General features: G+C 64.3%; 25 protein-coding genes. 14 read left to right on the top strand and 11 right to left on the bottom strand.

The genetic code is table 11. The features are described 5' to 3' along the window. Nucleotides 1–4: 4 nt before the first annotated feature. Complete coding sequence (locus tag KQ296_RS05170; RefSeq protein ID WP_011932006.1) at nucleotides 5–1,033, bottom strand: aspartate-semialdehyde dehydrogenase; 1,029 nt, start codon at nucleotides 1,031–1,033, stop codon at nucleotides 5–7. A 165-nt stretch (nucleotides 1,034–1,198) separates the two neighbouring features. Here KQ296_RS05170 and tig point away from each other — a divergent pair, with 165 nt between their 5' ends. Next, entirely contained in the window at nucleotides 1,199–2,644 is a 1,446-nt protein-coding gene (gene tig, locus KQ296_RS05165) for a trigger factor (protein ID WP_011932005.1), read from the top strand. Between the two features lie 46 nt (nucleotides 2,645–2,690). Further along, nucleotides 2,691–3,380, top strand: a complete 690-nt coding sequence (clpP, locus tag KQ296_RS05160) for an ATP-dependent Clp endopeptidase proteolytic subunit ClpP (RefSeq protein WP_011932004.1) — start codon at nucleotides 2,691–2,693, stop codon at nucleotides 3,378–3,380. 1 nt (nucleotide 3,381) lies between these two features. On the opposite strand, the gene KQ296_RS05155 is transcribed toward clpP, so the two are convergent. Beyond that, on the bottom strand, nucleotides 3,382–4,017 hold the full coding sequence (locus KQ296_RS05155; protein ID WP_011932003.1) for a Coq4 family protein: 636 nt from the start codon (nucleotides 4,015–4,017) through the stop codon (nucleotides 3,382–3,384). Nucleotides 4,018–4,059: 42 nt separating this feature from the next. Here KQ296_RS05155 and KQ296_RS05150 point away from each other — a divergent pair, with 42 nt between their 5' ends. Beyond that, nucleotides 4,060–5,301: a hypothetical protein gene (locus tag KQ296_RS05150; RefSeq protein ID WP_011932002.1), complete on the top strand. Its 1,242-nt coding sequence runs from the start codon at nucleotides 4,060–4,062 to the stop codon at nucleotides 5,299–5,301. On the opposite strand, the gene KQ296_RS05145 is transcribed toward KQ296_RS05150, so the two are convergent. From KQ296_RS05145 to KQ296_RS05135, 3 genes are read right to left on the bottom strand one after another with little or no spacing between them, the layout of a single operon-like run. Continuing rightward, nucleotides 5,268–6,890 (bottom strand): FAD-dependent oxidoreductase, encoded by a 1,623-nt coding sequence (locus KQ296_RS05145; RefSeq protein ID WP_011932001.1) that lies wholly within the window; start codon nucleotides 6,888–6,890, stop codon nucleotides 5,268–5,270. The genes KQ296_RS05150 and KQ296_RS05145 overlap by 34 nt on opposite strands. Nucleotides 6,891–6,933: 43 nt before the next feature. Then, entirely contained in the window at nucleotides 6,934–7,818 is an 885-nt protein-coding gene (locus tag KQ296_RS05140) for a DNA-binding domain-containing protein (protein WP_011932000.1), read from the bottom strand. Between the two features lie 9 nt (nucleotides 7,819–7,827). Then, nucleotides 7,828–8,706, bottom strand: a complete 879-nt coding sequence (locus KQ296_RS05135; RefSeq protein WP_011931999.1) for a DUF692 domain-containing protein — start codon at nucleotides 8,704–8,706, stop codon at nucleotides 7,828–7,830. A 78-nt stretch (nucleotides 8,707–8,784) separates the two neighbouring features. On the opposite strand from KQ296_RS05135, the gene KQ296_RS05130 reads away from it, so the two are divergent. The 4 genes from KQ296_RS05130 (at nucleotide 8,785) to KQ296_RS05115 (ending at nucleotide 13,000) form a co-directional block, all read left to right on the top strand. Continuing rightward, entirely contained in the window at nucleotides 8,785–8,931 is a 147-nt protein-coding gene (locus KQ296_RS05130; RefSeq protein ID WP_259726380.1) for a hypothetical protein, read from the top strand. Between the two features lie 141 nt (nucleotides 8,932–9,072). Further along, nucleotides 9,073–10,428, top strand: a complete 1,356-nt coding sequence (clpX, locus tag KQ296_RS05125; RefSeq protein ID WP_011931998.1) for an ATP-dependent protease ATP-binding subunit ClpX — start codon at nucleotides 9,073–9,075, stop codon at nucleotides 10,426–10,428. A 4-nt stretch (nucleotides 10,429–10,432) separates the two neighbouring features. Beyond that, complete coding sequence (locus KQ296_RS05120) at nucleotides 10,433–11,107, top strand: lecithin retinol acyltransferase family protein (protein WP_011931997.1); 675 nt, start codon at nucleotides 10,433–10,435, stop codon at nucleotides 11,105–11,107. A gap of 27 nt (nucleotides 11,108–11,134) precedes the next feature. Continuing rightward, a complete protein-coding gene (locus tag KQ296_RS05115; RefSeq protein WP_011931996.1) occupies nucleotides 11,135–13,000 on the top strand; it encodes a DNA polymerase III subunit gamma/tau in 1,866 nt (621 codons plus the stop codon). Nucleotides 13,001–13,015: 15 nt separating this feature from the next. Here the strand turns inward: KQ296_RS05115 and KQ296_RS05110 are convergent, their stop codons facing one another. Both KQ296_RS05110 and KQ296_RS05105 read right to left on the bottom strand, forming a co-directional pair. Continuing rightward, nucleotides 13,016–14,350 (bottom strand): glycosyltransferase family 2 protein, encoded by a 1,335-nt coding sequence (locus tag KQ296_RS05110; RefSeq protein WP_011931995.1) that lies wholly within the window; start codon nucleotides 14,348–14,350, stop codon nucleotides 13,016–13,018. A gap of 30 nt (nucleotides 14,351–14,380) precedes the next feature. After that, the gene (locus KQ296_RS05105) at nucleotides 14,381–15,958 is read right to left on the bottom strand and encodes a SpoIID/LytB domain-containing protein (protein WP_011931994.1); all 1,578 of its coding nucleotides are present in this window, start codon (nucleotides 15,956–15,958) and stop codon (nucleotides 14,381–14,383) included. 59 nt (nucleotides 15,959–16,017) lie between these two features. Here KQ296_RS05105 and rpmI point away from each other — a divergent pair, with 59 nt between their 5' ends. The 3 genes from rpmI to KQ296_RS05090 are packed head-to-tail and all read left to right on the top strand — an operon-like array spanning nucleotide 16,018 to nucleotide 17,234. Next, nucleotides 16,018–16,215, top strand: coding sequence for a 50S ribosomal protein L35 (rpmI, locus tag KQ296_RS05100; protein ID WP_011931993.1), 198 nt, complete (start codon nucleotides 16,018–16,020; stop codon nucleotides 16,213–16,215). Nucleotides 16,216–16,258: 43 nt separating this feature from the next. Next, nucleotides 16,259–16,606 carry a 50S ribosomal protein L20 gene (gene rplT / locus KQ296_RS05095; RefSeq protein ID WP_011931992.1) on the top strand — a complete coding sequence of 116 codons (348 nt, stop codon included), beginning with the start codon at nucleotides 16,259–16,261 and terminating at the stop codon, nucleotides 16,604–16,606. Between the two features lie 34 nt (nucleotides 16,607–16,640). Then, nucleotides 16,641–17,234 carry a hypothetical protein gene (locus KQ296_RS05090; protein WP_011931991.1) on the top strand — a complete coding sequence of 198 codons (594 nt, stop codon included), beginning with the start codon at nucleotides 16,641–16,643 and terminating at the stop codon, nucleotides 17,232–17,234. Here KQ296_RS05090 and KQ296_RS05085 read toward each other — a convergent pair. After that, nucleotides 17,202–17,711 carry a hypothetical protein gene (locus tag KQ296_RS05085; protein WP_041428313.1) on the bottom strand — a complete coding sequence of 170 codons (510 nt, stop codon included), beginning with the start codon at nucleotides 17,709–17,711 and terminating at the stop codon, nucleotides 17,202–17,204. The two genes, KQ296_RS05090 and KQ296_RS05085, sit on opposite strands and share 33 nt — an antisense overlap. 107 nt (nucleotides 17,712–17,818) lie before the next feature. On the opposite strand from KQ296_RS05085, the gene KQ296_RS05080 reads away from it, so the two are divergent. From KQ296_RS05080 to KQ296_RS05065, 4 genes are all read left to right on the top strand, one after another. Continuing rightward, nucleotides 17,819–18,631, top strand: coding sequence for a thiazole synthase (locus tag KQ296_RS05080; protein WP_011931989.1), 813 nt, complete (start codon nucleotides 17,819–17,821; stop codon nucleotides 18,629–18,631). Between the two features lie 100 nt (nucleotides 18,632–18,731). Beyond that, on the top strand, nucleotides 18,732–18,899 hold the full coding sequence (gene psb34, locus KQ296_RS05075) for a photosystem II assembly protein Psb34 (RefSeq protein WP_011931988.1): 168 nt from the start codon (nucleotides 18,732–18,734) through the stop codon (nucleotides 18,897–18,899). Nucleotides 18,900–18,957: 58 nt separating this feature from the next. Further along, nucleotides 18,958–20,151: an NAD-dependent epimerase/dehydratase family protein gene (locus KQ296_RS05070; protein WP_011931987.1), complete on the top strand. Its 1,194-nt coding sequence runs from the start codon at nucleotides 18,958–18,960 to the stop codon at nucleotides 20,149–20,151. Between the two features lie 13 nt (nucleotides 20,152–20,164). Then, nucleotides 20,165–21,313 carry a glycosyltransferase family 1 protein gene (locus KQ296_RS05065; RefSeq protein ID WP_011931986.1) on the top strand — a complete coding sequence of 383 codons (1,149 nt, stop codon included), beginning with the start codon at nucleotides 20,165–20,167 and terminating at the stop codon, nucleotides 21,311–21,313. Between the two features lie 9 nt (nucleotides 21,314–21,322). Here the strand turns inward: KQ296_RS05065 and mrdA are convergent, their stop codons facing one another. The 3 genes from mrdA to KQ296_RS05050 are packed head-to-tail and all read right to left on the bottom strand — an operon-like array spanning nucleotide 21,323 to nucleotide 24,149. Then, nucleotides 21,323–23,137, bottom strand: a complete 1,815-nt coding sequence (gene mrdA / locus KQ296_RS05060) for a penicillin-binding protein 2 (RefSeq protein ID WP_011931985.1) — start codon at nucleotides 23,135–23,137, stop codon at nucleotides 21,323–21,325. Between the two features lie 4 nt (nucleotides 23,138–23,141). Beyond that, the gene (locus KQ296_RS05055; RefSeq protein ID WP_011931984.1) at nucleotides 23,142–23,519 is read right to left on the bottom strand and encodes a hypothetical protein; all 378 of its coding nucleotides are present in this window, start codon (nucleotides 23,517–23,519) and stop codon (nucleotides 23,142–23,144) included. A gap of 18 nt (nucleotides 23,520–23,537) precedes the next feature. Beyond that, a complete protein-coding gene (locus KQ296_RS05050; RefSeq protein WP_041428720.1) occupies nucleotides 23,538–24,149 on the bottom strand; it encodes a hypothetical protein in 612 nt (203 codons plus the stop codon). Nucleotides 24,150–24,205 lie beyond the last annotated feature (56 nt).

Here is a 24,205-nt window from a genome sequence, read left to right as displayed (position 1 = left end):
CGATTCAGGCAGGAAGCAGCAGTTCGGCGATCTGGATGGCGTTGAGAGCAGCCCCCTTGCGGATTTGATCACCACACAGCCAAAACTCGAGAGCCTTGGGCTCACTGATGTCTTCGCGCACGCGGCCCACCATCACAGGGTCGCGGCCGGCCACATCCGTGGGCATCGGAAAACGGCTGGAAGCGGGGTCGTCCATCAGCTGCACCCCCGGAGCTGCAGCCAGCAGCTCGCGCGCCTCCGCAACGGGGAGAGGGGCATCGAACTCCACATTCACGGCTTCCGAATGGGCCCGCAGCACCGGCACGCGCACGCACGTGGCCGTAAAGCGCAGATCCGGGAGTCCCATGATCTTGCGGGTTTCGTTCACCATCTTCATCTCCTCCTCGCAATAGCGGTTCGCCTGCAGCGGCGAATTGTGAAGAAACAGGTTGAAAGCCAGGGAATGGGGAAGCACCGCAGGGGTCGGTGTCATCCCGGCGAGCACTTCGTGAGAGTGGGTTTTCAGTTCTTCCATGGCCTGAGCCCCCGCACCACTGGCCGACTGATAGGTGCTCACCACCACCCGGCGCAGCGCCCGTCGTGTCGCCAAGGGCGCCAGGGCCAACGTGAGCAGGATCGTGGTGCAGTTGGGATTGGCGATCACACCGCGATGCTGAATCGCCGCTTCCGGGTTCACTTCCGGCACCACCAGGGGGACGTCGTCATCCATGCGGAAGGCACTGGAGTTGTCCACCATCACCGCTCCAGCAGCCACGATCGCTTCGCGCCACTGCCGCGACACCGAGCCGCCGGCGGAAGCCAGCACCAGATCCACACCCGCGAACGCCGACTCGCTCACCTCCTGCACCGTCAGGTCCTGGCCATTCCAGGAACACCGGGTTCCAGCAGAACGGGCCGACGCCAACAGGCGCAGCTCCTTCACGGGGAAATGGCGCTCCTGCAGCAGTTGCAGCAGTTCTTGCCCCACAGCACCGCTCGCACCAAGGATGGCCACCGTGAGTGGTCGATTCGGCAGTGAGGCAGCAGTGGACAAGCGGACGCGACTCGAAACAATGAAAGCCAGCGGGTCTGCGCTGGAGGATTCAGCACCGCGAGACGCGGGTCTGCAGCTATTGCTGATCGTTCCGTCAGCTTACGCGGCAGAGCACGGTCGGGCACTTAATTAAGGTATTGGGCTGCTTGTACCTGCGACCCGCCAATGAGTGCCGCCAGCCTGAAGGTCACCACCACCTCCCGCCCCGGCAGCCGCCTGGCCGTTGAGGTGGCCGTTCCAGCGGAGCGGAGTCAGGCCAGCTACGAGGAGGCGATCACTCGCCTCAGCCGCAGCGTGAACCTGCCCGGCTTCCGCAAGGGAAAAGTGCCCCGCACGGTGCTGGTGCAGCAGCTCGGCGCCCTGCGCATCCGGGCCACCGCTCTGGAATCGCTGGTGGAAAGCGTCTGGCGTGATGCTCTGGCCCAGGAAACGATTGAAGCCCTCGGGCAACCGGAACTGAGCGGAAGTTTCGAAGAGCTCCTCGACACCTTCAAACCCGGTGAGGCCCTCACCGTGACGATGGAAACCGATGTAGCGCCATCCCCGACGCTCAAGAGCACCAAGGGGCTGAAGGCGGAAGCGGAAACCGTGGCCTTCGACGCCGCCAAGGTGGACGAGATGCTGGAGCAGTCCCGCCGGCAGCTGGCCACGGTGGTGCCTGTGGAAGGGCGCAAGGCTGAACAAGGTGACATCGCCGTGGTGGGCTTCAAGGGCACCTACAGCGATGACGGCAGCGAGATCGAAGGCGGCAGTGCCGACTCCATGGATGTGGATCTCGAGCACGGCCGCATGATCCCTGGCTTCGTGGAAGGCGTGGTGGGCATGGCCGTGGGCGACAGCAAAACCGTGGACTGCACCTTCCCCGAGGACTACCCCAAGGAGGATGCCCGCGGCCGCAAGGCCAGCTTCGCCATCGAGCTCAAGGACCTCAAGACCCGCGAACTGCCGGAACTGGACGACGCCTTTGCCAAGCAGGCCAGCGAACAGGAGACCCTGGCTGAGTTGCGCAGCGACCTGGAGCAGCGCCTGAAAGATGACGCCGAACGCCGCTCCCGCAGCAACCGGCACGACGCCCTGCTTGCGGCCCTGGTGGAGCAGCTGGAGGTGGAACTGCCCGAAAGCCTGATTCAGCAGGAAGTGCGCAACCTGGTGGAGCAGACCGCTGGCCAGTTCGCCCAGCAAGGCATGGATGTGCAGTCCCTGTTCACCCCCGAACTGGTGCGCAATCTGATGGAGTCATCCCGGCCTGAAGCCGAAGAACGCCTGCGCCGCAGCCTCGCTCTCACCGCCCTGGCTGAAAGCGAGAAGCTCAGCGTGGATGACGCCGATTTGAACGCCAAGCTCAAGGAGGTGAAGGGCCAGCTCTCCGGCGAACGGGATATCGACCCCGAACGCCTGCGTCAGGCCGTGCTCGACGATCTGCTGCAGGAGAAACTGCTGGGCTGGCTGGAGGAGAACAGCACGGTGACCGAAAAGGCTCCGGAGGCCGAATCAGACGCCGCCAAGGCCAGCAAGCCAGCAGCAGCCAAGAAGGATGCCAGCAAAGCCAAGACAGCCAAAACCAGCAAAGCCAAAACGGCCAAAGCCGAGAGTGAAAGCGCCGAATCCTGATCGGCGCCCATAGATTGCAAGCCAAGAACAGCCCGCCAGTCGCCGCGTGATCGACGCCCGTACTCCCCATCCGATTCAGAACCGCTGGCGGGGCATTCAGCCCATGTCGGTCCATCCCCAGGCAGCACCTGGTGTGCTGCCCACCGTGGTGGAGCAGTCCGGCCGCGGAGACCGGGCCTTCGACATCTACTCACGCCTGTTGCGCGAGCGCATCATCTTCCTCGGCACCGGCGTCGATGATGCCGTGGCTGATGCCCTGGTGGCACAGATGCTCTTCCTCGAAGCCGAGGATCCTGAAAAAGACATTCAGGTGTACATCAACTCCCCGGGCGGGTCGGTGACTGCTGGCCTGGCGATCTACGACACCATGCAGCAGGTGGCTCCCGATGTGGTGACCATCTGCTACGGCCTGGCCGCCTCCATGGGCGCTTTCCTGCTCTCCGGCGGCACCAAGGGCAAACGCCTGGCGTTGCCCAATGCCCGGATCATGATTCACCAGCCCATGGGAGGAGCCCAGGGTCAGGCCGTGGATATCGAAATCCAGGCCAAGGAAATCCTGTTCCTCAAGGAAACCCTCAATGGCCTGATGGCTGAGCACACGGGTCAACCGCTCGACAAAATCGCTGAAGACACGGATCGCGACAACTTCATGTCGCCGGCGCAAGCCGTCGACTACGGACTGATCGATCGCGTGGTCGACAGTTTCGGCGCCGCAGACGTCGTGAGCGAGGGCTGATTCAGCCCTTCATCGCCGGAGTCAGCGCGCTCAGCCCAACCCTGCCGCGCAGCTCCTCGAGAGGCTCACTCCAGTGCTCCTCCCAGCGCCAGGCCAGAAAATGCGGTGCCTGCAGGCCAAGCTTGATGCCATCAGCGATCGCCTGAAGGAGCCGGCGCCTTTCATCCGGCGCCTCCGGGATTGAGCGAATCATCTTGGCCGCCATCAGCAGGCAGGTGGTGGGGGTGCAGGCCTGGGAAAACGTGAAGGCATTCATCCCGCACTCACCGGCCTCGCTGGAATCGAAGCCGAGCAGCACATGCCAGATGTCGTGCGTGGTGCGTAACCGGTTCAGCACGTAGGCCAGATCGCTCTGGCCCTCCACGTTGTGGAAGAAGTGGGGGTTGAAATGGTGCCCATCCACGAATCTGGCGTAAACGCGGCCGAGACTCCCCTCCGGCATCGCCAGCAATTGATCCATCTCGAAGGAGGGCGGTGCGTACCGATCAGCGACCAGGGACGCCACCTCAGGATCACTCATCACAACCTCAAGCATCTGGGCCTGAGCACCCAGTTCCTGGAAAAAGCGACTGATCGAGGCGTTATCGGCGGCATCTCCGGGCGCTTCCAGATAGCGCATGAAGCCGGATAGATCCATGGTGTCAATGCATCAGCTCCACCCTAAGAACGCCGGCTAGCCATGCCTACCAACACCTCCAAGGCCCTGGCCGCCGCTGCGATCACGGTGGCCGCCAGCGCCAATGCCGTGCTGCCGCTCGTGGCACGGGAGGAGATCACCCACCTGCTCCAGCCCAGGGGTACCAACTTCGACACGTTTCAGGGCCTCACGGTGTTTGTCTCCTGTATGGCCATCGTGAGCGGACCCCTCCTGCTGCGCGGCCGGCGCCTGCGCACCGTTCTGCGCTGGGGCTTCGGGGTGACGACACTCACCAACGCACTGCTGGCATTCACTGGACTGGCATGGGCGCCTCTTCTGCTGCGGGGAGTGATCGGACTGGCCTACGGCCTGGCGCTGCCCCTGGGGCAATTCGTGCTCTCCGGCCTCAACGTCACCCCGGGCGAACGGGTGCGGCTGTTCACCCTCAACATCAACCTGATCCGCCTGGCGCTGATGCTGCTGCCGTTGCTGGGCAGCGCCTTGCTGCTTCTCAGCGGCACTGTGGTGGCACTGTTCTGGGCACTGAGCCTGATCTCGCTCAGTGCCTTTCTGCTGGCACCGGGCCTGGTTCCAGCCGGCAGTCGGTTGCAGGGTCTCCCCCAACAGCCGCCGAAACTGCCCGCAGCTGCAAGGCTCACAGCACTGGCTGATGCCCTGCTGATCCTGACCGGCCGCGGGGTCTACGCCCTGGTGCTCATCCTGATCTCAGCGCGACAAGTCACCCACGGAGGATCTCTGGGCCTGAGCCTGGTGTTCACCGTGCCCTTCACCCTGGCGGGGCTGGCCGCCGGCGTGGTGCCGTACCGCCTCAGTGCGACCCGCTCGAGCCTGCTGTTGCTCTGGCTACCGCTGCTCACGCTGGCAGGGGTGATGGCCGTACCCCTCAACGGTCCAGGATCAGGCCTGATTCTGCTGGTGGCCTTGGTGGGGCTGATCGGCCTGCCCCTGTCCTTCGCACCCGGGCAGTTCATCGCCCAGTGGCCCGATGCGGCGAGCCGGCAGTGGGCCAATGTGCTCACCATCCTCCTGATGGCCCTGCCCCTTGCCCTGGGCCCCTGGCTCTACAGCAACCTGGAAGTGATGGCTGCAGGGTCCAGTCAGGCTGGGCCTGAACCCATGGCGATGGCCAGGGCCTTCTTGCTGGTCTGCTTGCCCCTGCTCCTGCTGCTGCAGCTGCTCTGGCAGCGGGCCGTGATTCCCAATCTGCTGCAACCCGAACGAGGCCTGGCTCAGGCAGACAACGCCCAGGGCAGCAAGGCATAGGCCGAGCGGATCGCCCCCTCCTGCCAAGCCGGCAGGTGGCTGCACCAGTCGCCGGCGAAGGCGATCGGACCGCAGGGAGTGCTGAGCAGAGGGAACCAGCGCTGGTAGCTCTCCGGGGTCCAGGCCACCCAGGGACTGCGGATATGGGGCACGTTCTGCCAGGCGATGGTGAGCAAACTCGCCGGATCAAGTGCCTCGCGGATTTCAGGATGCACCCGGCAGGCCAGCTCCACCGCCGCCCGGCAGCGCAGTGTCGGCGCCAGTGTCCCTAGAGCTTCACCGTGGTCGAAGGCGGCGTAGGCCATCACCAGCAAACCGCCGCGCGGATCATGGAAGCCGTCGTTGGGATACCAGATCTGCTGAATCGGCAGGTTGGTGAAGCTGATGCCGCCGTAGATCGCCAGGTCCTCCTCCCAAAAGCGGCGCTGCATCCAACCGCCCACCTTCACCGCAAAGCGCGCTGGCAGATCAGCCAGACCCTCGAGAACGCGGTCGGGCAAATCCAACTGCAGACCCTGCATCGCCTGGGGCTGCAGGGCCAGCACCACCCGCGCCGCCTCGCGCCGCAACGGCCGAACCGCGCCGTCCTGATGCTCCTCCCCCTCCAACGCCACACCGCCATCAGGGAGGCGTCGCACGGCGGTCAGCCGTCGGCCGAGGTGAAGCCGATCACCCAAACGTGAAACCAGAGCCTTCACCAACCCATCGGTGCCACCCTCCAACTCGAACATGCTCATCTGCTCATCGATCACATCCGGGCCGCGATGTGGATCTTCAAGCCAGAGGCGCAAACCCAGGATCTGCTCCAGCGTGAGCGTGGGCTGGGGGGTGCCGGGCTCAGCGGGGCCGCCGCGGGGCTTGGCATAGCCCTGCCGGCCGGAGGCCCGGTAACGGGCCTGGCCCTTGCTGCCATCGATCTGCAGATCGCAGGTCTCCCGAAGCCAGTCGCAGCAGGCATCGGTCTGCTCCGCTGTGAGGGCAGACTCGGCGTCCAGCCATGGACCAGCCTTCGCAGCCAACTCCGCCAGACGTCCCTGGCCGTCGAACTGCACCTGGCGGTGACGCACGACCACATCCCGATCAACCTCAGGCAGCCAGCGGTGCAGCAAGGCGCCACGGTTCAGACTCAGATGGGGCCGAAGCCTGAGCTGAAAGCGGCGGCAGTAGTGAAGAACCGCTCTGTGGTGATGGGAAATGCGGCCGGGACCGGCGTTGAAGTAAGCCCCTTCCGGCAGAGCGCACACCTGGGAGGGGTGACCCTGCTCCTCGATCACATCCCCGGGGCGCACGGTGAAGTTGCGGCCACCGGGCCGATCGGCCGCCTCCCAGAGCTCAACCCTCTGGCCCCGTTCGGCCAGCTCATAAGCCAGCACCAAACCAGCAATGCCGGCACCCACCACCACCACGGTGGCGTCGGGATCAGCGGGACTGAGTCCCTCCGGCGGCGCGCCGTGATCCACATCCGTGGGGTGACCACCAAGGTGGCGCAGCAGCTCGAGGGCCTGCGCCTCTCCCAGATGTGAACTCACACCGGCAAGCAACCGGGCAAGGGTGGGCTGGAGGTCGGTGGGGGGGGTGGACGGACTCATGGTGGACAACCTCAGGGAGCCCTTCGGAGGGTCTCGAGCAACCTCAAAGCTCGGTGGGCGAAGTCACAACCTTGAACTGCTCCTGCAGCTCAACGATCACATCCTCCTCAACCAAACGCCTCAGCAGACCCATGGTGGCCTCAGCGGACTGGCCGCGGAATGAAGCCTCATGGATGAGAGACGTGACGGTGTGGGTGCCGTCGCAGTGGTTGAGCAGCCGGGCTTCATCAGCAGCCAGACGCCGCACCCGCACCTCATGATCCTGAGTGGAGTGGATCAGGAATGTGGCCACAGAGCCGTCGCAGCTGCTCTGAACCATCGGCAGGGGCTGACGGGGCTCCTTGGTCTCCACCAGCTCTCGCCAGCCAGCCAGATCCACACCGGAATCACAGAGACGGGTGCCCCGGTCGAGGCGTGGACGCGACCAGCAGCTGCAGCGGTGATGCAGGCGATGCAGCAATGCATCGACCGTTTCCGAGCGACGACTGTTCGCCTGACTCGTCCACATGCAACGCCAGTCGAACATGGCCCCCGCCACAAGAGCCTGGGGCAGAGTCAACCCCTCTGGCAGCAAGGCCGGATCCACCTTCAGCGCAGCCAGGGCAGCCCCATCCAACCTGGAGAGATAACCCGCAAACTCGCTGGCCAGCAATTGAGCATTGAGAGGCTCACCGGGGGAAAAGGCGTAGAAGCGCTCCAGCAAGCCATCAAACACTTCGTCACCCAGCAGCCAATGCAGGCTGCGGAACACGTCGTGCAAAGGATCCACTGTGCGGGCCATCGCCCGGTGCAAGTAAAGGTTCAACACCTCGTCTGGCTTGGCGAAACCTCGCGCCGGAACGATCTGGTCGAGCAGCCAGGGGGTGGGCCCGCTGTGCAGGCTCTTGAGAAACTGTTGCTGGAGGCGCAGAAGCTGGGGCGACTTCATCGGTGAAAGTCAGGGCGTGGAGGGCATGGCGGTGAGGGCATCGAGACAGGAGCGGATCCGGCCCACCTCCTGAAGGGTCCGCTGCAGCGGCGGCACGTTGTTCTCCCATTCGAGCAGGGTTGGCCAGGGTCCGAACGCACGCAGTGCCGTGCGGTACAGCTCCCAGACCGGTTCATGCACCGCTTCGCCGTGGTAGTCGATGTAGACATCACCGGCGTCACCCTGCTCGCGGGTGCAGCCCGCCAGGTGAAAACCGCGAACGCTGTCCCTGCGATAGCTGAGGAGTTCTGTTTCTGGATCGTCGCCAAAGTTGATGGCGTTTGCCCAGAGATTGTTCAGATCGAGCAACACGAAGGCACCAGACCGCGCCGTGAGGGCATTGATGAAGTCCACCTCACCCAGGGTGGACTGGCGATACCGCGTGTAACTGCTGATGTTCTCGAGCAGGAGAGGCTGGCCGATGGCCTCCTGCACCTGCTCCACCCTCTCGACCATGTAGTCGAGGGTTTCCTCGCTGAGCACCAGGGGCAGCAGATCGTGGAAGTGGTGGTGCGAGAGAGAACTCCAAGACACGTGATCGGAGAACACCGCTTCAGGGTGCTCTTGCAACAGGCGACGCACCAGCGCCAGGTAATCGTGGTCGAGCGGAGCGCAGGACCCCAGCGAGAGTCCGAACCCATGCAGGGTGATCGGGTAAGCACGGCGAAGATCGTCGAGTTGATCGCGATAGGTGCCGCCCACCTCGGCGAGCAGGTGTTCCGGGTGGACCTGGAGAAAATCGAGGGGTGGGCGCTCGCGCCAGAGGGCCTCTGCATTCTCGTGGCAGAGATTCAAGCCCGCCGTGGCGCGGGGCAGCCGGGTGGGAAGGGGGGAGAGCGTGCGGATCATGGGAGCGATCACAGGAGCAGGAGAGCCAGAGAAGCCGCTGCTCCGGATTTCAGTGCCGTACGCGAGGCAATGATTGTCATGACCCCGGCCCTGGCGACACCCCTTTTAGATGAAATCGTTCAGATCCTGATGGCGTGGGAGCCGCGTGATGCGCACAACCCAATCGCCGAAGACCCTGCTGCTCACTGCTCCCTGACCCCGCCGACGCCGTTCACAACGACCTGATGGGGCCAATGGTGGACAGTTCCGAGGACGGAGGAATCGTTACGGGGGGCTGACATCGCCCCGTTCCACCGCGATGCTGAGTCTTCCGAGCGATGACCCATCGAACGGGTTCCCTGTCCTGACTGATCTGCCAAGCGCCCGATGGCCAAATTCGACGCCCATCTGAAGTGCTCGTTCTGCGGAAAGTCCCAGGAGCAGGTGCGCAAACTGATCGCCGGCCCTGGCGTTTACATCTGCGATGAGTGCATCGATCTCTGCAACGAGATCCTGGATGAAGAACTGATTGATTCCCAGGGCGGAAGCCGGCAGGGCGCTGAGCCCTCCCGCAAAGCGGGTGCAGCGCAGGCACGCAAGAGCACGAAGCCCGCACCCACCCTGGCCTCCATTCCCAAGCCACAAGACATCAAGGCGTTCCTTGACCAACAGGTGGTGGGTCAGGAAGCCGCCAAAAAAGTGATGTCGGTTGCCGTTTACAACCACTACAAACGCCTGGCCTGGCAGGGCGATGGCAAGGGTGAAACCGAAGAAACAGCCACCCGGCTGCACAAGTCGAACATCCTGCTGATCGGGCCCACCGGCTGCGGCAAAACACTCCTGGCGCAGACGCTGGCAGAGATGCTGGATGTGCCCTTCGCTGTGGCGGACGCCACCACGCTCACCGAAGCGGGCTACGTGGGCGAAGACGTGGAAAACATCCTGCTGCGCCTGCTGCAGAAGGCCGACATGGATGTGGATCTGGCCCAGCGCGGCATCATCTACATCGATGAGATCGACAAGATCGCCCGCAAGAGCGAAAACCCATCGATCACCCGGGATGTGTCGGGAGAAGGGGTGCAGCAGGCCCTGCTCAAGATGCTGGAGGGCACCGTGGCCAACGTGCCTCCCCAGGGAGGACGCAAACATCCCTATCAGGACTGCATCCAGATCGACACCAGCCAGATCCTGTTCATCTGCGGCGGCGCCTTTGTTGGCCTCGATGACGTGGTGCAGAAGCGCATGGGCCGCAACGCCATCGGCTTCATGCCCACTGAAGGTCGCGGTCGCGGCAAAGCCACCCGCGACCTTCAAGCTGCCCAGGTGCTGCGCCATCTCGAACCGGATGATCTCGTGCGCTACGGCCTGATCCCCGAGTTCATCGGACGCATGCCCGTGAGTGCCGTGCTCGAACCCCTCGATGAGCACGCCCTCGAATCCATCCTCACCGAACCGCGGGACGCCCTGGTGAAACAGTTCCGCACCCTGCTGAGCATGGACAACGTGCAGCTGGAGTTCGAACCGAGCGCGATCGAAGCCATTGCCCAGGAAGCTCACCGCCGCAAGACCGGCGCCCGGGCCCTGCGCGGGATTGTGGAAGAGCTGATGCTCGATCTCATGTACGAGCTGCCCTCCCGCAAAGACGCGTCGTCGTTCACCATCACCCGCGCAATGGTGGAGGAGCACACCGGCGGCAAGGTGCTGCCCCTCCCGGGAAGCGAGCGGCAGCAGGAATCGGCCTAAGGCCATGGCCGCTGCCGACCACCTGCGGGTGCCCCGCCAGCACGGACTGTTTCTCCATCACGGCATCGATCTGGGCGACGGCAGCGTCGCCCACTATCTGGAAGGGCGCGAGATTCTGCGCAGCCCGCTTGCGCAGTTCAGCCGCGGCCAGGAGGTGAGCGTGGTCAGTCACGACCAGGCCTCGCCGGCTGGCGTCACGTTGCGCCGGGCCATGAGCCGCATCGGCGAGCAGAACTACAACCTGCTGTTCAACAACTGCGAGCATTTCGCCAACTGGTGCAAAACCGGCCGACACCGCAGCGGACAGGTGGAGGACTGGCTGCACACTGGCAGCCTCGGCGCCCTGGCCCTCGGCCAGCTGATGCCCGCCGCTCTGCTCACCGGCCTGGGCCTGCTGCTGCGAAAAGGGCTGATTGACGAGGCCTCGAAAGAACGGGCCCGGCAGGGACTGGTGCAGCTGCAGCGCCTGCGTCTGACCCTGCTGGAGAAGCTGGAGTCCACCCTTGGGCAGGCGGAGGTCTGGCTGAAGGGCATGCCAGGCCAGGGTGCGGATGAGCGCATGGATCGGCGCGGACGCCAGCTGCTCCTCACCGGCCGCACCATCGCCGACGAACTGGCCGCTGTGGAAGACCTGGAAACCAGGATCAGAACACTCCTGGAGAGCGACCCTGAAAGCTAGGTAGCCTCAGCGTCTTGCCGGCTGTGCATGAGTCAGGCTTACCAGCCACTGCATCACAAATACAGGCCCCAGCGTCTCGATCAACTGGTGGGGCAGGAGGCGATTGCCGCGACCCTTGGTCACGCCCTGCGCTCGGGCCGCATCGCCCCGGCCTACTTGTTCAGTGGCCCCAGGGGCACCGGCAAAACCTCGAGCGCCCGCATCCTGGCCCGCTCCCTCAATTGCCTCAACAGTGAGGGGCCCACCCCGGAACCCTGCGGCCACTGCGAGCTCTGCACAACGATTGCCGCCGGCACGGCCCTCGATGTGATCGAGATCGATGCGGCCTCCAACACCGGCGTGGACAACATCCGCGATCTGATCGAACGCTCCCGCTTTGCCCCGGTGCAGGCGCGCTGGAAGGTGTACGTGGTGGATGAATGCCACATGCTCTCCACCGCTGCCTTCAACGCCCTTCTCAAAACCCTCGAGGAGCCGCCACCGCAGGTGGTGTTTGTGCTCGCCACCACCGACCCGCAACGGGTGCTGCCCACGATCCTCAGCCGCTGCCAGCGCTTCGACTTCCGGCGCATCCCCCTGGAGGCGCTGGAGCGGCATCTCACCTGGATTGCAGAGCAGGAAACCATCCCGATCCAACCCGAAGCCCTGCATGTGGTGGCGCAACGGGCCCAGGGGGGCCTGCGTGATGCGGAAAGCCTGCTGGACCAGCTCAGCCTGCTGCCCGGACCGATTCAGGCCGAAGCGGTGTGGGATCTGCTCGGTGCCGTGCCCGAACAGGAGCTGCTGGCGCTGGTAGCAGCGATGCGCAGTGGTGAACCGGTGGCCCTGCTGGAAGCCACCCGCAACCTGCTAGACCGTGGTCGCGATGCGGGCTCTGTGCTGCAGGGCCTGGCGGGAATCCTGCGTGATCTCGTGCTGATGGCTGCGGCTCCAGACCGGCCGGAACTCACCAGCGTGTCGCCCCAATTCCGCGACCAGCTGCCCGAGCTGGCCAAAGCGATTGGCCGCAGCCGCCTGTTGCAGTGGCAATCCCAGCTGCGCGGCACGGAGCAACAACTGCGCCAGAGCGTGCAACCGCGGCTCTGGCTGGAAGTACTGCTGCTGGGATTGCTCGCAGAGCCCACAGCCGCCCAGACCCCCGTCCAGGCAGCCAGTCAGCCCCCCCGTCCAGGCAGCCAGTCAGCCCCCGCCACCGCGGCGCCAATCCCGGCACCACCGGTTCCGGCTGTGGCAACCGCTGCTCCAAGCCCACAGGCCCCGCCAGCCCAGGCCCCCCCGCCAGCTCCCGTCAGCCTCCCCGACACCAGTCCCCCGGCCGCTGAACCTGCAGCAGCAGCGAACCCGTCGCCTCCCCAGGATCTCGGAGAGCTCTGGCAGCAGATCCTGGCTGGCCTGGAACTGCCATCCACGCGCATGTTGCTGTCGCAGCAGGCCGAACTGGTGCGCCTCGACAACCACCGCGCCGTGGTGCAAGTGGCCGGCAACTGGATGGGCATGGTGCAAAGCCGCGTGGCCTTACTGGAGCAGGCGATCGCCCGGGCTGTCGGCGGCAGCCGCCAACTCGTGCTGGAAAGCCATGGGGGGGCTGCACCGATGGCCGCCATGCCAGCGCCATCGACACCGCCACCGCCCACACCCAACGCCACACCGGCTCCCGTTCCAGCCCCGGCCGTCACGAGCAGCGAAGCGCAACTGCCACCGCGACCGCTGGCCGCAACCCCAACACCGGCTTCACTTCCTCCAACCCCGACCCCGAGTGCTGCACCTGCCCCAGCTCCGGAACCCGATTCCGCGGCTGTTCAGCGGCAGGAGCCATCCGTGCTGGATGACAAGGCCAAGCGCCTGGCTGATTTCTTCAACGGTCAGGTGCTGAATGTGGATCTCGACCCTTGATCCATCCCGCCAGGGTCAGGCTTGAACCGTTTCTTCCTGGCCGCGGTGGCTCGTCTTCGCCCACACCAGCCGCTTGGGACGCAAGGCCATGCGCAGGGTCACCCAGGGAATCACCACAAACCAGTGGCTGAGGTAGGCGATGCCAAGCAGCAAATTGAGAACATCCGGCTGGGGGAGATCAGGACCATCGCTGGAGCGGCGACAACCTCGCCAGTAGGCGACCCCCGACACACTGAACGCCACGATCGAGAGAGGCCAGTACGCCGGTGTGGTGCGGCTCAGCAGGCTGGTGATCAGATCCGACCAGGACACCACCGGCAATGCGTATTGCAGCAGGAAGAAGCTGGCGAGATCGCGGCGCTGGGACAAGTTGAGCCGGGATGAAAGCAAACCGGGCCAGTAATCGAGAAAACGCTGCAAACCGCCCTCCGCCCAGCGCTGACGCTGCTTCCAGAGGGCCTGGAGAGTCTCCACCGCCTCCTCCTGCACCGGAGGATTCCAGAGAATGCCGATCCGAGCCTCCTGCAACAGCAAGCGGAAACTCAGATCGAGATCGTCGGTGACCGTTTCCTCGTTGAAGCCGCCGCAGGCCTCGAGAAGATCCCGGCGCAGCAGCTGGCCATTTCCGCGCAGTTCCGCCACGCCCCCACCGGCCAGGCGACCCTGCTGGATCTGGGCATCGAAGGCCATTTCCATCGCCTGCACCCGGGTCAGCCAGTTGTCCTGGGCATTAGTCACAGCCTTGCGCATCTGCACGGCCGACCAGTCGCCACCGCAGGCAAAAGGAATCAGCCGCTCGAGCTGATCGTCTGCAAGCTGGGCATCGGCATCAAGGATGAGCAACCACTCTCCCTGGGTTTGGGCCAGGGCTTCATTGAGCGCGCCGGATTTCCCGCCGCCGGCGTTGCGGGGGCGGCGGATCACCTGCAGCGCTGGAAAACGATCCTGCAGCACCGCCAAGCGCTCGGGCGTGCGGTCTTCGCTGCCGTCATCCACTACACAGAGGCTGAGGCGATCAGCGGGATAACGCAACGCAGCCAGACGCTCCACCAAGCGGGTGACGACGGCCTCCTCATCCCTGGCCGCCACCACCACATCCACGGTTGGCCGCGCCGTATTGGCCCCTTCCTCTGGATCAGCGCTGGTCAAGCCGGGCTCAGAGCCATCACCCAACGACTCCCTGCGCAACACAGTGCGCAAGCCATAGCCACCGAGGAGCACGGCGAGGGTGAGAGCGGGCAGAAGGCTTCGGCTCGGATCCAACCAATGGGGTGCAGCCCCGGCCCAGCCGCAGGCCGCAAGAAAGAGAGCCGTCTTGCCGCGTCGGTGATCACCTGTACCTGCGGCCACGCCCCTCCCCAATCGCAAAGTGCTTGAACTTTAAGGGGCCTGAACCGGTGGAACCGGTGGGGCCTGCCGAAGCGGCTCCAATTGGGTCCCGGGGTAGTAATGCTCAAGGATGCGCTGAGCATTCCAGCCGCGGCCGGCCAGATCAATGGCCCCGGCCTGCGACAGGCCCACGCCATGACCGAATCCACCGCCCTGGAATTGCCAGGCCCTCGCACCCTCAGGCCGGAGCACAAACAAGGTGCTGGGCAGACGGCGAAGCGTCCTGCGGATCGCATCAAGGCGCAGCACCACCGCGGGTGCGCCCCCGTCGCGCTCGATCGCTAAAGCCAGCACGCGTCCGCTCGGTCCCCGGTCCTGCACGCTGACTTTGGTGGGAAGGGCATTGCCCTTGCCGGCTGCCGCCAACGCCTGGGCCAGTTGGCCGGCGGAATAACTGCGGGTCCAGCGAAAGCGCGGATGACCAGCGCCGTAGGCACCATCCCGGCGCTGCAGGAGTGATCTCAAACTCTCCGCCGACTGCAGGGGCAGCCCCGTGGCGTCTCGCCAGGCCTGGGATCCATCCGGCTGCACACGCACATAGGGCAGTGGGTCCATCGCCCAGGCTTCTTCAGCGCTGGCACTGATCCCGCCATTGGTGGCGTGATACACCGCGTGGATGGGTTGGCCCTCCCAGCGGAGCACTTCACCGGAGGTCGCGCGGATGGCCTCACGGACCGAAGCCGAAGCCTGGCGCGGATCGCTGTAAACCTGGCACTGGGTGTCGCTGCAGAGGTGATAGCCGTCAATCGCGAAACGATGGCTGTTGGCCAGAGCCCAGGTCCGGGCCAAAACCGCCTGGGCCTGCAGCGCTGCAGGGGGAGAGCCTGCGCCGATCTCATGGGGAACCACGCCTTCCAGATAGCGCTCCACAGGCACCTGCTCCAGCAAGGTCCAGCTGCCGTAGGCATCGGCCTGCAGCCGGAAGGGGCCACGCATCACACCACCCTTCCAGCGCAGCCCATTGGGGGCTTGCAACTGCAGAGGCCCCTGGAGCGTGCGGCCACCCTCTGGCCCCTCCAGCACGGGTCGAACCTCGGCCGCAAGCGTGGATGTGACATCACGCAACGGCACACCGGGAAGATCCGGCGCATCGGCCGGTGCCCACACCTCCCACTCATCGGGGTGAGCGACCTTGGCCTCCACACCCTGATCCCGCCAACGCTGCGCCAGCCGCTCAGCGGATTCGAAACTGGCGAGAGGCCCTGCCACCCGCCTGGCCACGGCAAGGGGAGACTCCAGAGGCACCAACCGCCAGCTGAACACCAGGGTTGGACCATCGGCCACCACGGTGCCGCTGGGATCAAGGAGCTGCAGCGGTGCTGGGCCGGCACTGGTGAGCGTGAGCAGAGGCGCGGAACGCTGCGCTTGGGTGCCGCGGCCCAGATGATCGGCGAGCGACACCCACAGAATCGCCTGCCCGGCAGCGGGCGGCGCCGGCACGGCGCGGTGGGTGGGCAGCGCCGGAGCCTGCGGGGCCGGCGGCATCGACTTGAGGTCTTGCGCCCGGCAACCGACCGTTGCCACAACCGGCAGCACCAGCAGGTGGGCCAGGGATCGGACACCGGACATTTGGCTGCAGGGAGGGCGAGGTTCTATTGTCTTCGTTTGTGCCCCGTGCCGCCAGAGACATGCCCAAGCTCAAGACCCGCAAAGCAGCCGCCAAGCGGTTCAAAGCAACAGGCACTGGCAAGTTCCTGCGTCGGCGCGCCTTCCGCAACCACCTGCTGGATCACAAGAGCCCGAAACTGAAGCGCCACCTGGCCACCAAAGCTGTGGTGGACCGGACGGACGAGGATCGGGTGGCCCTGATGATGCCTTACGCCTGATCAGTTTCAGCGCACGATCGTTTTTTAATCACCCACCGAATTCATGGCACGCGTCAAGAGAGGCAATGTCGCCCGCAAGCGCCGCAACAAAATCCTCCGCTTAGCTCGCGGTTTCCGCGGCAGCAACGGAACCCTGTTCCGCACCGCCAACCAGCGGGTGATGAAGGCCCTGTGCAATGCCTACCGCGACCGGCGCCGGCGCAAGCGTGATTTCCGCCGTCTGTGGATTGCACGCATCAATGCAGCAGCGCGTCTCAACGGCGTGAGCTACAGCCGTCTGATCGGTGGCTTGAAGCAGGCCGACGTGCGCATCAACCGCAAGATGCTGGCGCAATTGGCTGTGGCTGATCCTTCCAGCTTCACAACTGTGGTGAATGCCACGCAGGGTTGAGTAGCGTCCCGCCTCGGGACCTTCTCTTCCCTCCATGGAATCGCTCCTCCCGCAGACTTATCTGCTGGGCCTCATCGGCCTGCTCGCGATCGTCGCTGTTGTCGTTGGTCGTCAACTCCTGCGCGTCCGCCGCGATGAACAAAACCTCATCCGTCTCGAGCAGGCGGATGCGGCCGGATCCCGCGATGCCGGTGATCTCTACGAGCTGGCCTCTGTGCAACTGCGCAAGCGCCTGTATCCCCAAGCCACGGCAACCCTGCGGCAAGCCGTGAAACGGCTCGGAAACGAACCGCAGGAAGCACGCGCACTGATCCAGAACGCTCTGGGCTTTTCGCTGGCCGCCCAGAAGGATTTTTCAACAGCGATCCGGCATTACAAATTGGCCCTGCAGGCCAAAGCGGAGTATCCCGTCGCTCTCAACAACCTGGCTTTTGCCGAAGAACGGTTGCTCAACCGTGATGCAGCCTGCGAGCTGTACCGCAAGGTTCTCAACCTCGAACCCGAGAATCCAACCGCCAAAAAGCGCCTCAAACGCCTCGAGCGGGCTGCCAAGCGTCAAGCCAGCAGCCGCTCGGAGGCAACTCCAACGAACGAATCACCAGAGAGCGCGGACGGGAAGGGTTTCTGAACTGGAGCAACTGGGAGCCAAGCTCAGGCTGCCTCCCAGGTTGGTGAGTCGGGGTGCCTGCCAGCCGGACAGGCTCAGTCCCTGCAGTCCGAGAAAATCACCGCCAGCCTCAAGATCATCGGCAAGCTCACCGGCCAGAGGAAGCAGGTCGAGCTGGTCGGATGTGGCGTTGAGGTTGCCCTGCACGGGAGTGCTCACACCGGCGATCTCCATGTCACCGCGGAGGTTCACCATCTGGCCGATCGGTTCCACGCTCGCCAGGGTGAGCTTCACCTCCACAGCGCTGCCGGACGTGAACGACTTGTAGCTACCGCACCATTGCCGGGGCATCGAGGCAGCCAGATCAGCCGCACGCAGCACCGGATCGAATTGTTGAACCGTGCCGTCCAACACCAGGGGCTCGTCCAGAACTGAGCTGTCCAGGGGCAAAGACGGTTCGAAAGTCGCCGGAATCTCAATCGGCGCGTTCATGTCCATGGTGACAGACGTGACGAGAACGGATGATGGGATGCACGGTAGTGCCCCTCAGCGGTGCGCGTCCGTTTTCCGATCCGGTTCCCTAACCAGTCCCTCCGTTCCTTTTCATGGATTCGACCCCGACCAGCACCGACACGCTTGTGATCGGTGGCCGCCAGTTCCGCAGCAGGCTGTTCACCGGCACGGGAAAGTATCCAAACCTGGCGTTGATGCAACAGAGCCTGGATCGTTCCGACTGCGAGATGGTGACCGTGGCGGTGCGCAGGGTGCAAACGGTGGCGGCCGGGCACGCCGGACTGATGGAAGCGATCGACTGGACAAAGATCTGGATGCTTCCCAACACCGCTGGCTGCACCACGGCAGAGGAAGCGATCCGGGTGGCGCGTTTGGGTCGGGAACTGGCCCGGCTTGCCGGCCAGGAGCACAACACGTTCGTGAAGCTGGAAGTGATTCCCGACAGCCGTCACCTGTTGCCAGACCCTTTCGGAACGCTGGAAGCGGCTGAACAGCTGGTGAAGGAGGGCTTCACGGTGCTGCCATACATCAATGCGGATCCCTTGCTGGCCAAACGCCTCGAAGAGGTGGGATGCGCCACGGTGATGCCCCTGGGATCTCCGATCGGGTCTGGGCAGGGGTTGCGCAACGCCTCCAACATCGCCCTGATCATCGAAAACGCTTCGGTGCCCGTGGTGGTGGATGCAGGCATCGGCGTGCCCAGCGAAGCATCGGCTGCCCTGGAAATGGGAGCAGACGCCGTTCTGGTGAACAGTGCCATCGCCCTGGCTGGCAACCCACCGCTGATGGCCGAAGCGATGGCCTCCGCCGTGCGGGCGGGGCGCCAGGCCTTCCAAGCGGGCCGGCTGCCCACCCGTGCTCAGGCCTCACCCAGCTCACCCACCACCGGCAAGGTCAACGACTGAGCTGTCTGTAACGACAGATCAAGTCCCATGAAGCTGCATTGAGGATTCAGGCCCCTGCCCGATCAGCTCCATAAGGTCCGAACCAATTGAGGAGGAATCCATGCAGGTCACCCAGGAGGACGGAGGCCGTTTGAACGCTTTCGCAAAAGAGCCGCGCATGGAGGTGCTGAGCAAGGAAGCCAGCCACAGCAATGGCTCCCGACTGATCCTGATGGGCGGCTCCCTGCTTGTGATCGCCCTGATGGCTTTCACGGTGGCGATCAGCTGAAAAGCCTGTAGTAGCTTGCCTCAGATTGGCGGCTTGCACGCTTCAGCAGGAGTTTGAGGTGAAAGTTCTCGTTCTCGGTGGTGACGGCTTCTGCGGCTGGCCCTGTGCCGTGAATCTCGCTGATCAGGGCCACGACGTGTTGATCGTGGACAACCTGAGTCGGCGCAAGATCGATGTCGACCTTGAGGTGGAGTCACTCACCCCGATCACCTCGATTGGCGAGCGACTCAAGGCCTGGGAGGAGATCGGCGGCAAACCCATGCGCTTCGTGCACATGGACATCGCCCACGAATATCAGCGGCTGCTGGATCTGCTGATCGAGGAAAAGCCCGACTCCGTGGTGCACTTCGCCGAACAGCGCGCTGCTCCCTATTCGATGAAGAGCAGCGCCACCAAGCGCTACACCGTCGATAACAACGTCAACGGCACCCACAACCTGCTCGCCGCGATCGTGGAAAGCGGCCAGGACATCCATGTGGTGCACCTCGGCACCATGGGCGTGTACGGCTACGGCTCCCACCGCGGTGCCACGATTCCCGAGGGCTACCTCAAGGTGGAGGTCCCCCAGCCGGACGGCAGCCGTTTCGAGGAGGAGATCCTCCATCCCGCCAGCCCGGGCAGCGTCTATCACATGACCAAGACGCTCGATCAGTTGCTGTTCCTCTACTACAACAAGAACGACAAGGTCCGCATCACCGACCTCCACCAGGGGATCGTCTGGGGCACCAACACCGATGCCACCGACCGCGACCCGCGCCTCACCAATCGCTTTGATTACGACGGCGACTACGGCACGGTGCTCAACCGCTTTCTGATGCAAGCGGCCATCGGTTACCCCCTCACCGTGCACGGCACCGGCGGCCAGACCCGCGCCTTCATTCACATCCGCGATTCCGTGAAGTGTGTGCAGCTGGCCTTGGAGAACCCCCCAACCCAGGGCGAACGGGTGAAGATCTTCAACCAGATGACCGAAAGTCATCAGGTGGGTGAATTGGCCAAAAAGGTCGCCGCCCTCACCGGTGCGCAGGTCAACAACCTCCCCAACCCCCGCAATGAGGCCGTGGAGAACGACCTGATCGTGGACAATCGCTGCTTCATCGAGCTGGGACTCAATCCCACCACCCTCGATGACGGCCTGCTCAAGGAAGTGGTGGAGATCGCGACGCGCTACGCCGACCGTTGCGATCGCAACCGCATCCTCTGCACCTCCGCCTGGACCAAAACCCAGGCCCAGGCCATCGCCACCGCTTGATCAGGGCACTCCCTTGAAAATCGCCTTCTTCACCGAGACCTTCCTTCCCAAGGTCGATGGCATCGTCACCCGTCTCACCAAAACGGTGAAACACCTGGTGGATGCCGGTGACGAAGTGATCGTGTTTTGTCCGGAGGGTTGCCCCGAGGAGTACATGGGAGCGCGCTTGATCGGCGTTCCAGCCATGCCTCTGCCGCTTTACCCCGAACTCAAGCTGGCGCTGCCCCGACCCGCGGTTTCCGAAGCGATCGACAGCTTCCAGCCGGACCTGATCCACGTGGTGAATCCAGCGGTGCTGGGCCTAGGTGGGATCTGGCTGGCCAAAGCCAAATCGATTCCGCTGGTGGCGAGCTACCACACCCATCTGCCCAAATATCTCGAGCACTACGGCATGGGCATGCTCGAGCCCCTGCTCTGGGAACTGCTCAAAGCAGCCCACAACCAGGCGCTGCTCAATCTCTGCACGTCCACCGCCATGGTGCAGGAACTGAGCGACAAGGGGATTCAGCACACAGACCTCTGGCAGCGCGGGGTGGACACCGAGCTGTTCCGGCCGGACCTGCGCAGTGCTGAGCTCCGCCAGCGCCTGCTCGGCCGCCATGACGATCGCGGAGCCCTGCTGCTCTACGTGGGCCGTCTCTCCGCTGAGAAACAGATCGAGCGCATCAAACCAGTGCTCGAGGCCCTGCCCGACGCCCGCCTCGCCCTGGTGGGTGATGGGCCGCACCGGCAGCAACTGGAGAAGCACTTCGAGGGCACCGCCACCACATTCGTGGGCTACCTGGCCGGCGAGGAGCTCGCTGGTGCCTACGCCAGCGGCGACGCCTTCCTTTTCCCCTCCAGCACCGAAACCCTGGGTCTGGTGCTGCTGGAGGCCATGGCTGCCGGTTGCCCGGTGGTGGGGGCCAACCGCGGGGGCATTCCCGACATCATCAGCGACGGGGTGAATGGCTGCCTCTATGAACCCGACGGCGCCGATGGCGGAGCAGCCAGCCTGATCGCAGCCACCCAACGCCTGCTGGGCAACGACGTGGAGCGCCAGGCCTTGCGCAATGCGGCCCGCTCGGAAGCGGAACGCTGGGGATGGGCCGGAGCTACCGAACAGCTGCGCGGGTATTACCGCCAGGTTCTCAAGCAACCTCAGCTGAACGCAGCGGCCTGAATCAGGCGTTTACGAAGGCGACGGGATCGGCTGCGCACGCTTGCGGTTCCACATCTCCATCACTTTCTTGGCCATCGGCAACGCATGCACGGACCCTCCCCCGGGCGTGTTCTGCGCAAAGGCCACGATCACAATCTCTCCCTCGGGATAGGGGGCATAGGTGGCAAACCAGGCATGGTCCGGACCGCCGGTGCTGTCCTCCGCGGTGCCCGTCTTGCCTCCTGCTGGTGGAATGCCCGGCCCGTTGAGGCCAAACCCAGTGCCATCAGACACCACCTTGCGCAGACCTTCTCGGATTTTGGCCAGGGTGGAAGGCTTCATGTCCACCTTGGTGCGACGGGAGGCATCGGTCCAGTCCAGACCCTGATCCGCCAGATGGGGTGTGACCAGCCAGCCACCGTTGGCAAACACCGAATAGGCCCGAGCCAGCTGCAGGGGCGTGATCTGCACCACCGACTGACCGATGGACGCACTGGCCATGTCCTCCGGAATCCATGGGGTTGTTCCCGGTTCCGCCCAGCCGCGACCGGCCGCGGCCCAGTCTTCATCACCCACCAAACCGACACTTTCCTCCCAGCCGATCTCAATCCCTGATTTCTGCCCGAAGCCCAGGGCTGTCGCCGCTTTCTGCAGGGCGCGAGAACCGGCTCCCACCCCCACTTGATAGAAGAAAGTGTTGCTGGAGAAGCGCAACGCATCGGCGTAACCGATGGTGCCGAAACCAGCGCCGTTGTGGTCGGGGAAGCAATGACCGCCGTAGGTGATGCACGCCATGGTGGGCAACTTGGTGTCCGGCGGGAATTTGCCTGACTCCATGGCAGCCATCGCTGTCACCGCCTTCCAGGTGCTGCCGGGGTCGTAAGGATTCATCGCCCTCGAAAGCAAGGGCTTCTTCGGGTTGGAGAACAGCGCGTCGTACTCCTTCTGGGTGGTGACGAGTTTGGAGAAGAAGTTGGGGTCAAAGGTGGGCTTGCTCGCCAACGCCAAGATGGCGCCCGTTCTTGGATCCATGGCAACGATGGCGCCCCCGGGCTTGTCGGCCAGGGCCTGCTCGGCCACCTTCTGCAGGTCGAGATCCAGGGTGAGGGTGAGATCCTTGCCCGCCACCGACGGACGGTCACCGAGGTGACGCTGCACCTCACCCATGGCATTCACCTCGAGCATCTGGCCGCCCCAGGCGCCGCGCAAGTGGGATTCGTAGGCCGCCTCCACACCGATCCGGCCGATCCGATCACGGATCTTGTAGCCCTTCTTGGCCAGTGATTTGTATTCGTCTTCCGTGATCGGCTGGGTATACCCGAGGGCATGGGCCGCCAGGGTTCCATGGGGATAGGCCCGCAGGATGTCCACATCCACTTGCGCCCCCTTGAGCCCGAGTGCCTGCTCGCGGAAACGCAGCACCTGTTCCGGCTTGAGATCCGTGGCCAGATTGATGCGGTAACCATCCCTGGCAAAGCCGCCACCCCGACGCTGATCCAGCACGTCCGCATCGAGATTCAGCAGCCGAGCCAGGCGATCGCGCAACTCCGGCCAGGCCGCGTCATCCACCAGACGCGGCTCCACATACAGCGAATAGGTGAGCTTGCTGGAAGCCAACACCCGGCCCTTGCGATCCAACAGCCGACCGCGTGTGGGCGAGCGCGGCACCAGACGAATGCGGTTCTCATCAGCGAGTTGGCGAAAGCGCGGCGCTTCCAGCACCTGGAGCCACACCAGGCGGGACACCATGGCGGTGCTCACCAACAGCACCAAACCCAGCAGCACCAGTGGCTGCTGGCGTAAACCGGCATGACGCTGCCCATCCCCCTGCGCAAAACCGGTCACGGAGTTAATCCCCTGGGGTGATCAGGGCATCAAGCCGCTGCAGGCGCGTCTCGATGCGGTCCAGCACCTCCTGCAGCTCCTTGGGATCGTCCGGGAGCGAAGACGAGGACTGGGGCTCGGCGGGCTCCTCCACCTCCACCTGCACCGACATCACGGGATTCCCAAGGCCCGGACTGATCTGATCCAGTCGCTCTCTCAGCACCCGCGCGGCAGGTTCACCTTCCTTGCGCAGGTCGGCCAGGGGATCATCCCCCTGGGACAACGACTCAACAACCCGAGCCGGCCCTTCGCTGCGCACCCGATCCACAAAAGCCAGTCCCATGGGCAGCACGTCCTGCATCAAAGCCAGACGCAACTCATCCAGCGGTTGGCCTTCAGCCATGGATTCCGAACGCCTTACTCAACGAACTCCAGTCTGCTCCGGCGGAAGCACAAGTGTCGGACAACTGGATCGGGACGACCCCAGGGACCAGCCCGCAACAGCGGAGAGCACCAGCAAGGCCACCATCGGCACCAGGGCCTGATGGGTGGTGTCCAGGGCGATCCATTCGCCCCATCCCCGCCAGAAACGGTTGCGGGCAAAACGCCGCTTCTCCCTGGTTTCCTCCCGGGATCTGCGCCGATAGGACTTCTCAACCCAGCGCTCGAAGGAGCGTTTCTTGGTGATGGCCATCTTGCGCTCCACCTCCAGAAGCTGTCCGGAGGTGAGCTCGGGGTGGAAGGTGCTGATCAGCTCAAGGCTTTTGAGAAACATCTCAACGGCCCCATCCTTGATCTCCTGGTCACGCTCATCAAGAAGCGCCCACTCGAGCTCTGGATAGAAGCGCACACGGTTCTGCTGGATCTGCTCTTCGCTGAGCTGGCCGGGTTCCCGCAACCAGCGGTCCGTATTGCTGTCAAACCGTCTCCAATAGAGAAACGGGTTGATGTAAATGGTCTTGCCTGCCAACTGGATGCTGTCCTGCTGCAGACGACGCTGAAGTTGCAGGTCCTGCTGTTGAGCAGCGGTCACAGACTTGAGGCCGGGGGCCAAGAGTATCGGCACTGAGCCTGGCCCACCAGCCCCTA

The sequence above is a fragment of the Synechococcus sp. CS-197 genome (genome assembly GCF_025128215.1).
Classification (GTDB): domain Bacteria; phylum Cyanobacteriota; class Cyanobacteriia; order PCC-6307; family Cyanobiaceae; genus Synechococcus_C.
Note: the sequence above shows the minus strand (reverse complement) of the source record. Positions and strands in the feature narration are given on the sequence as shown.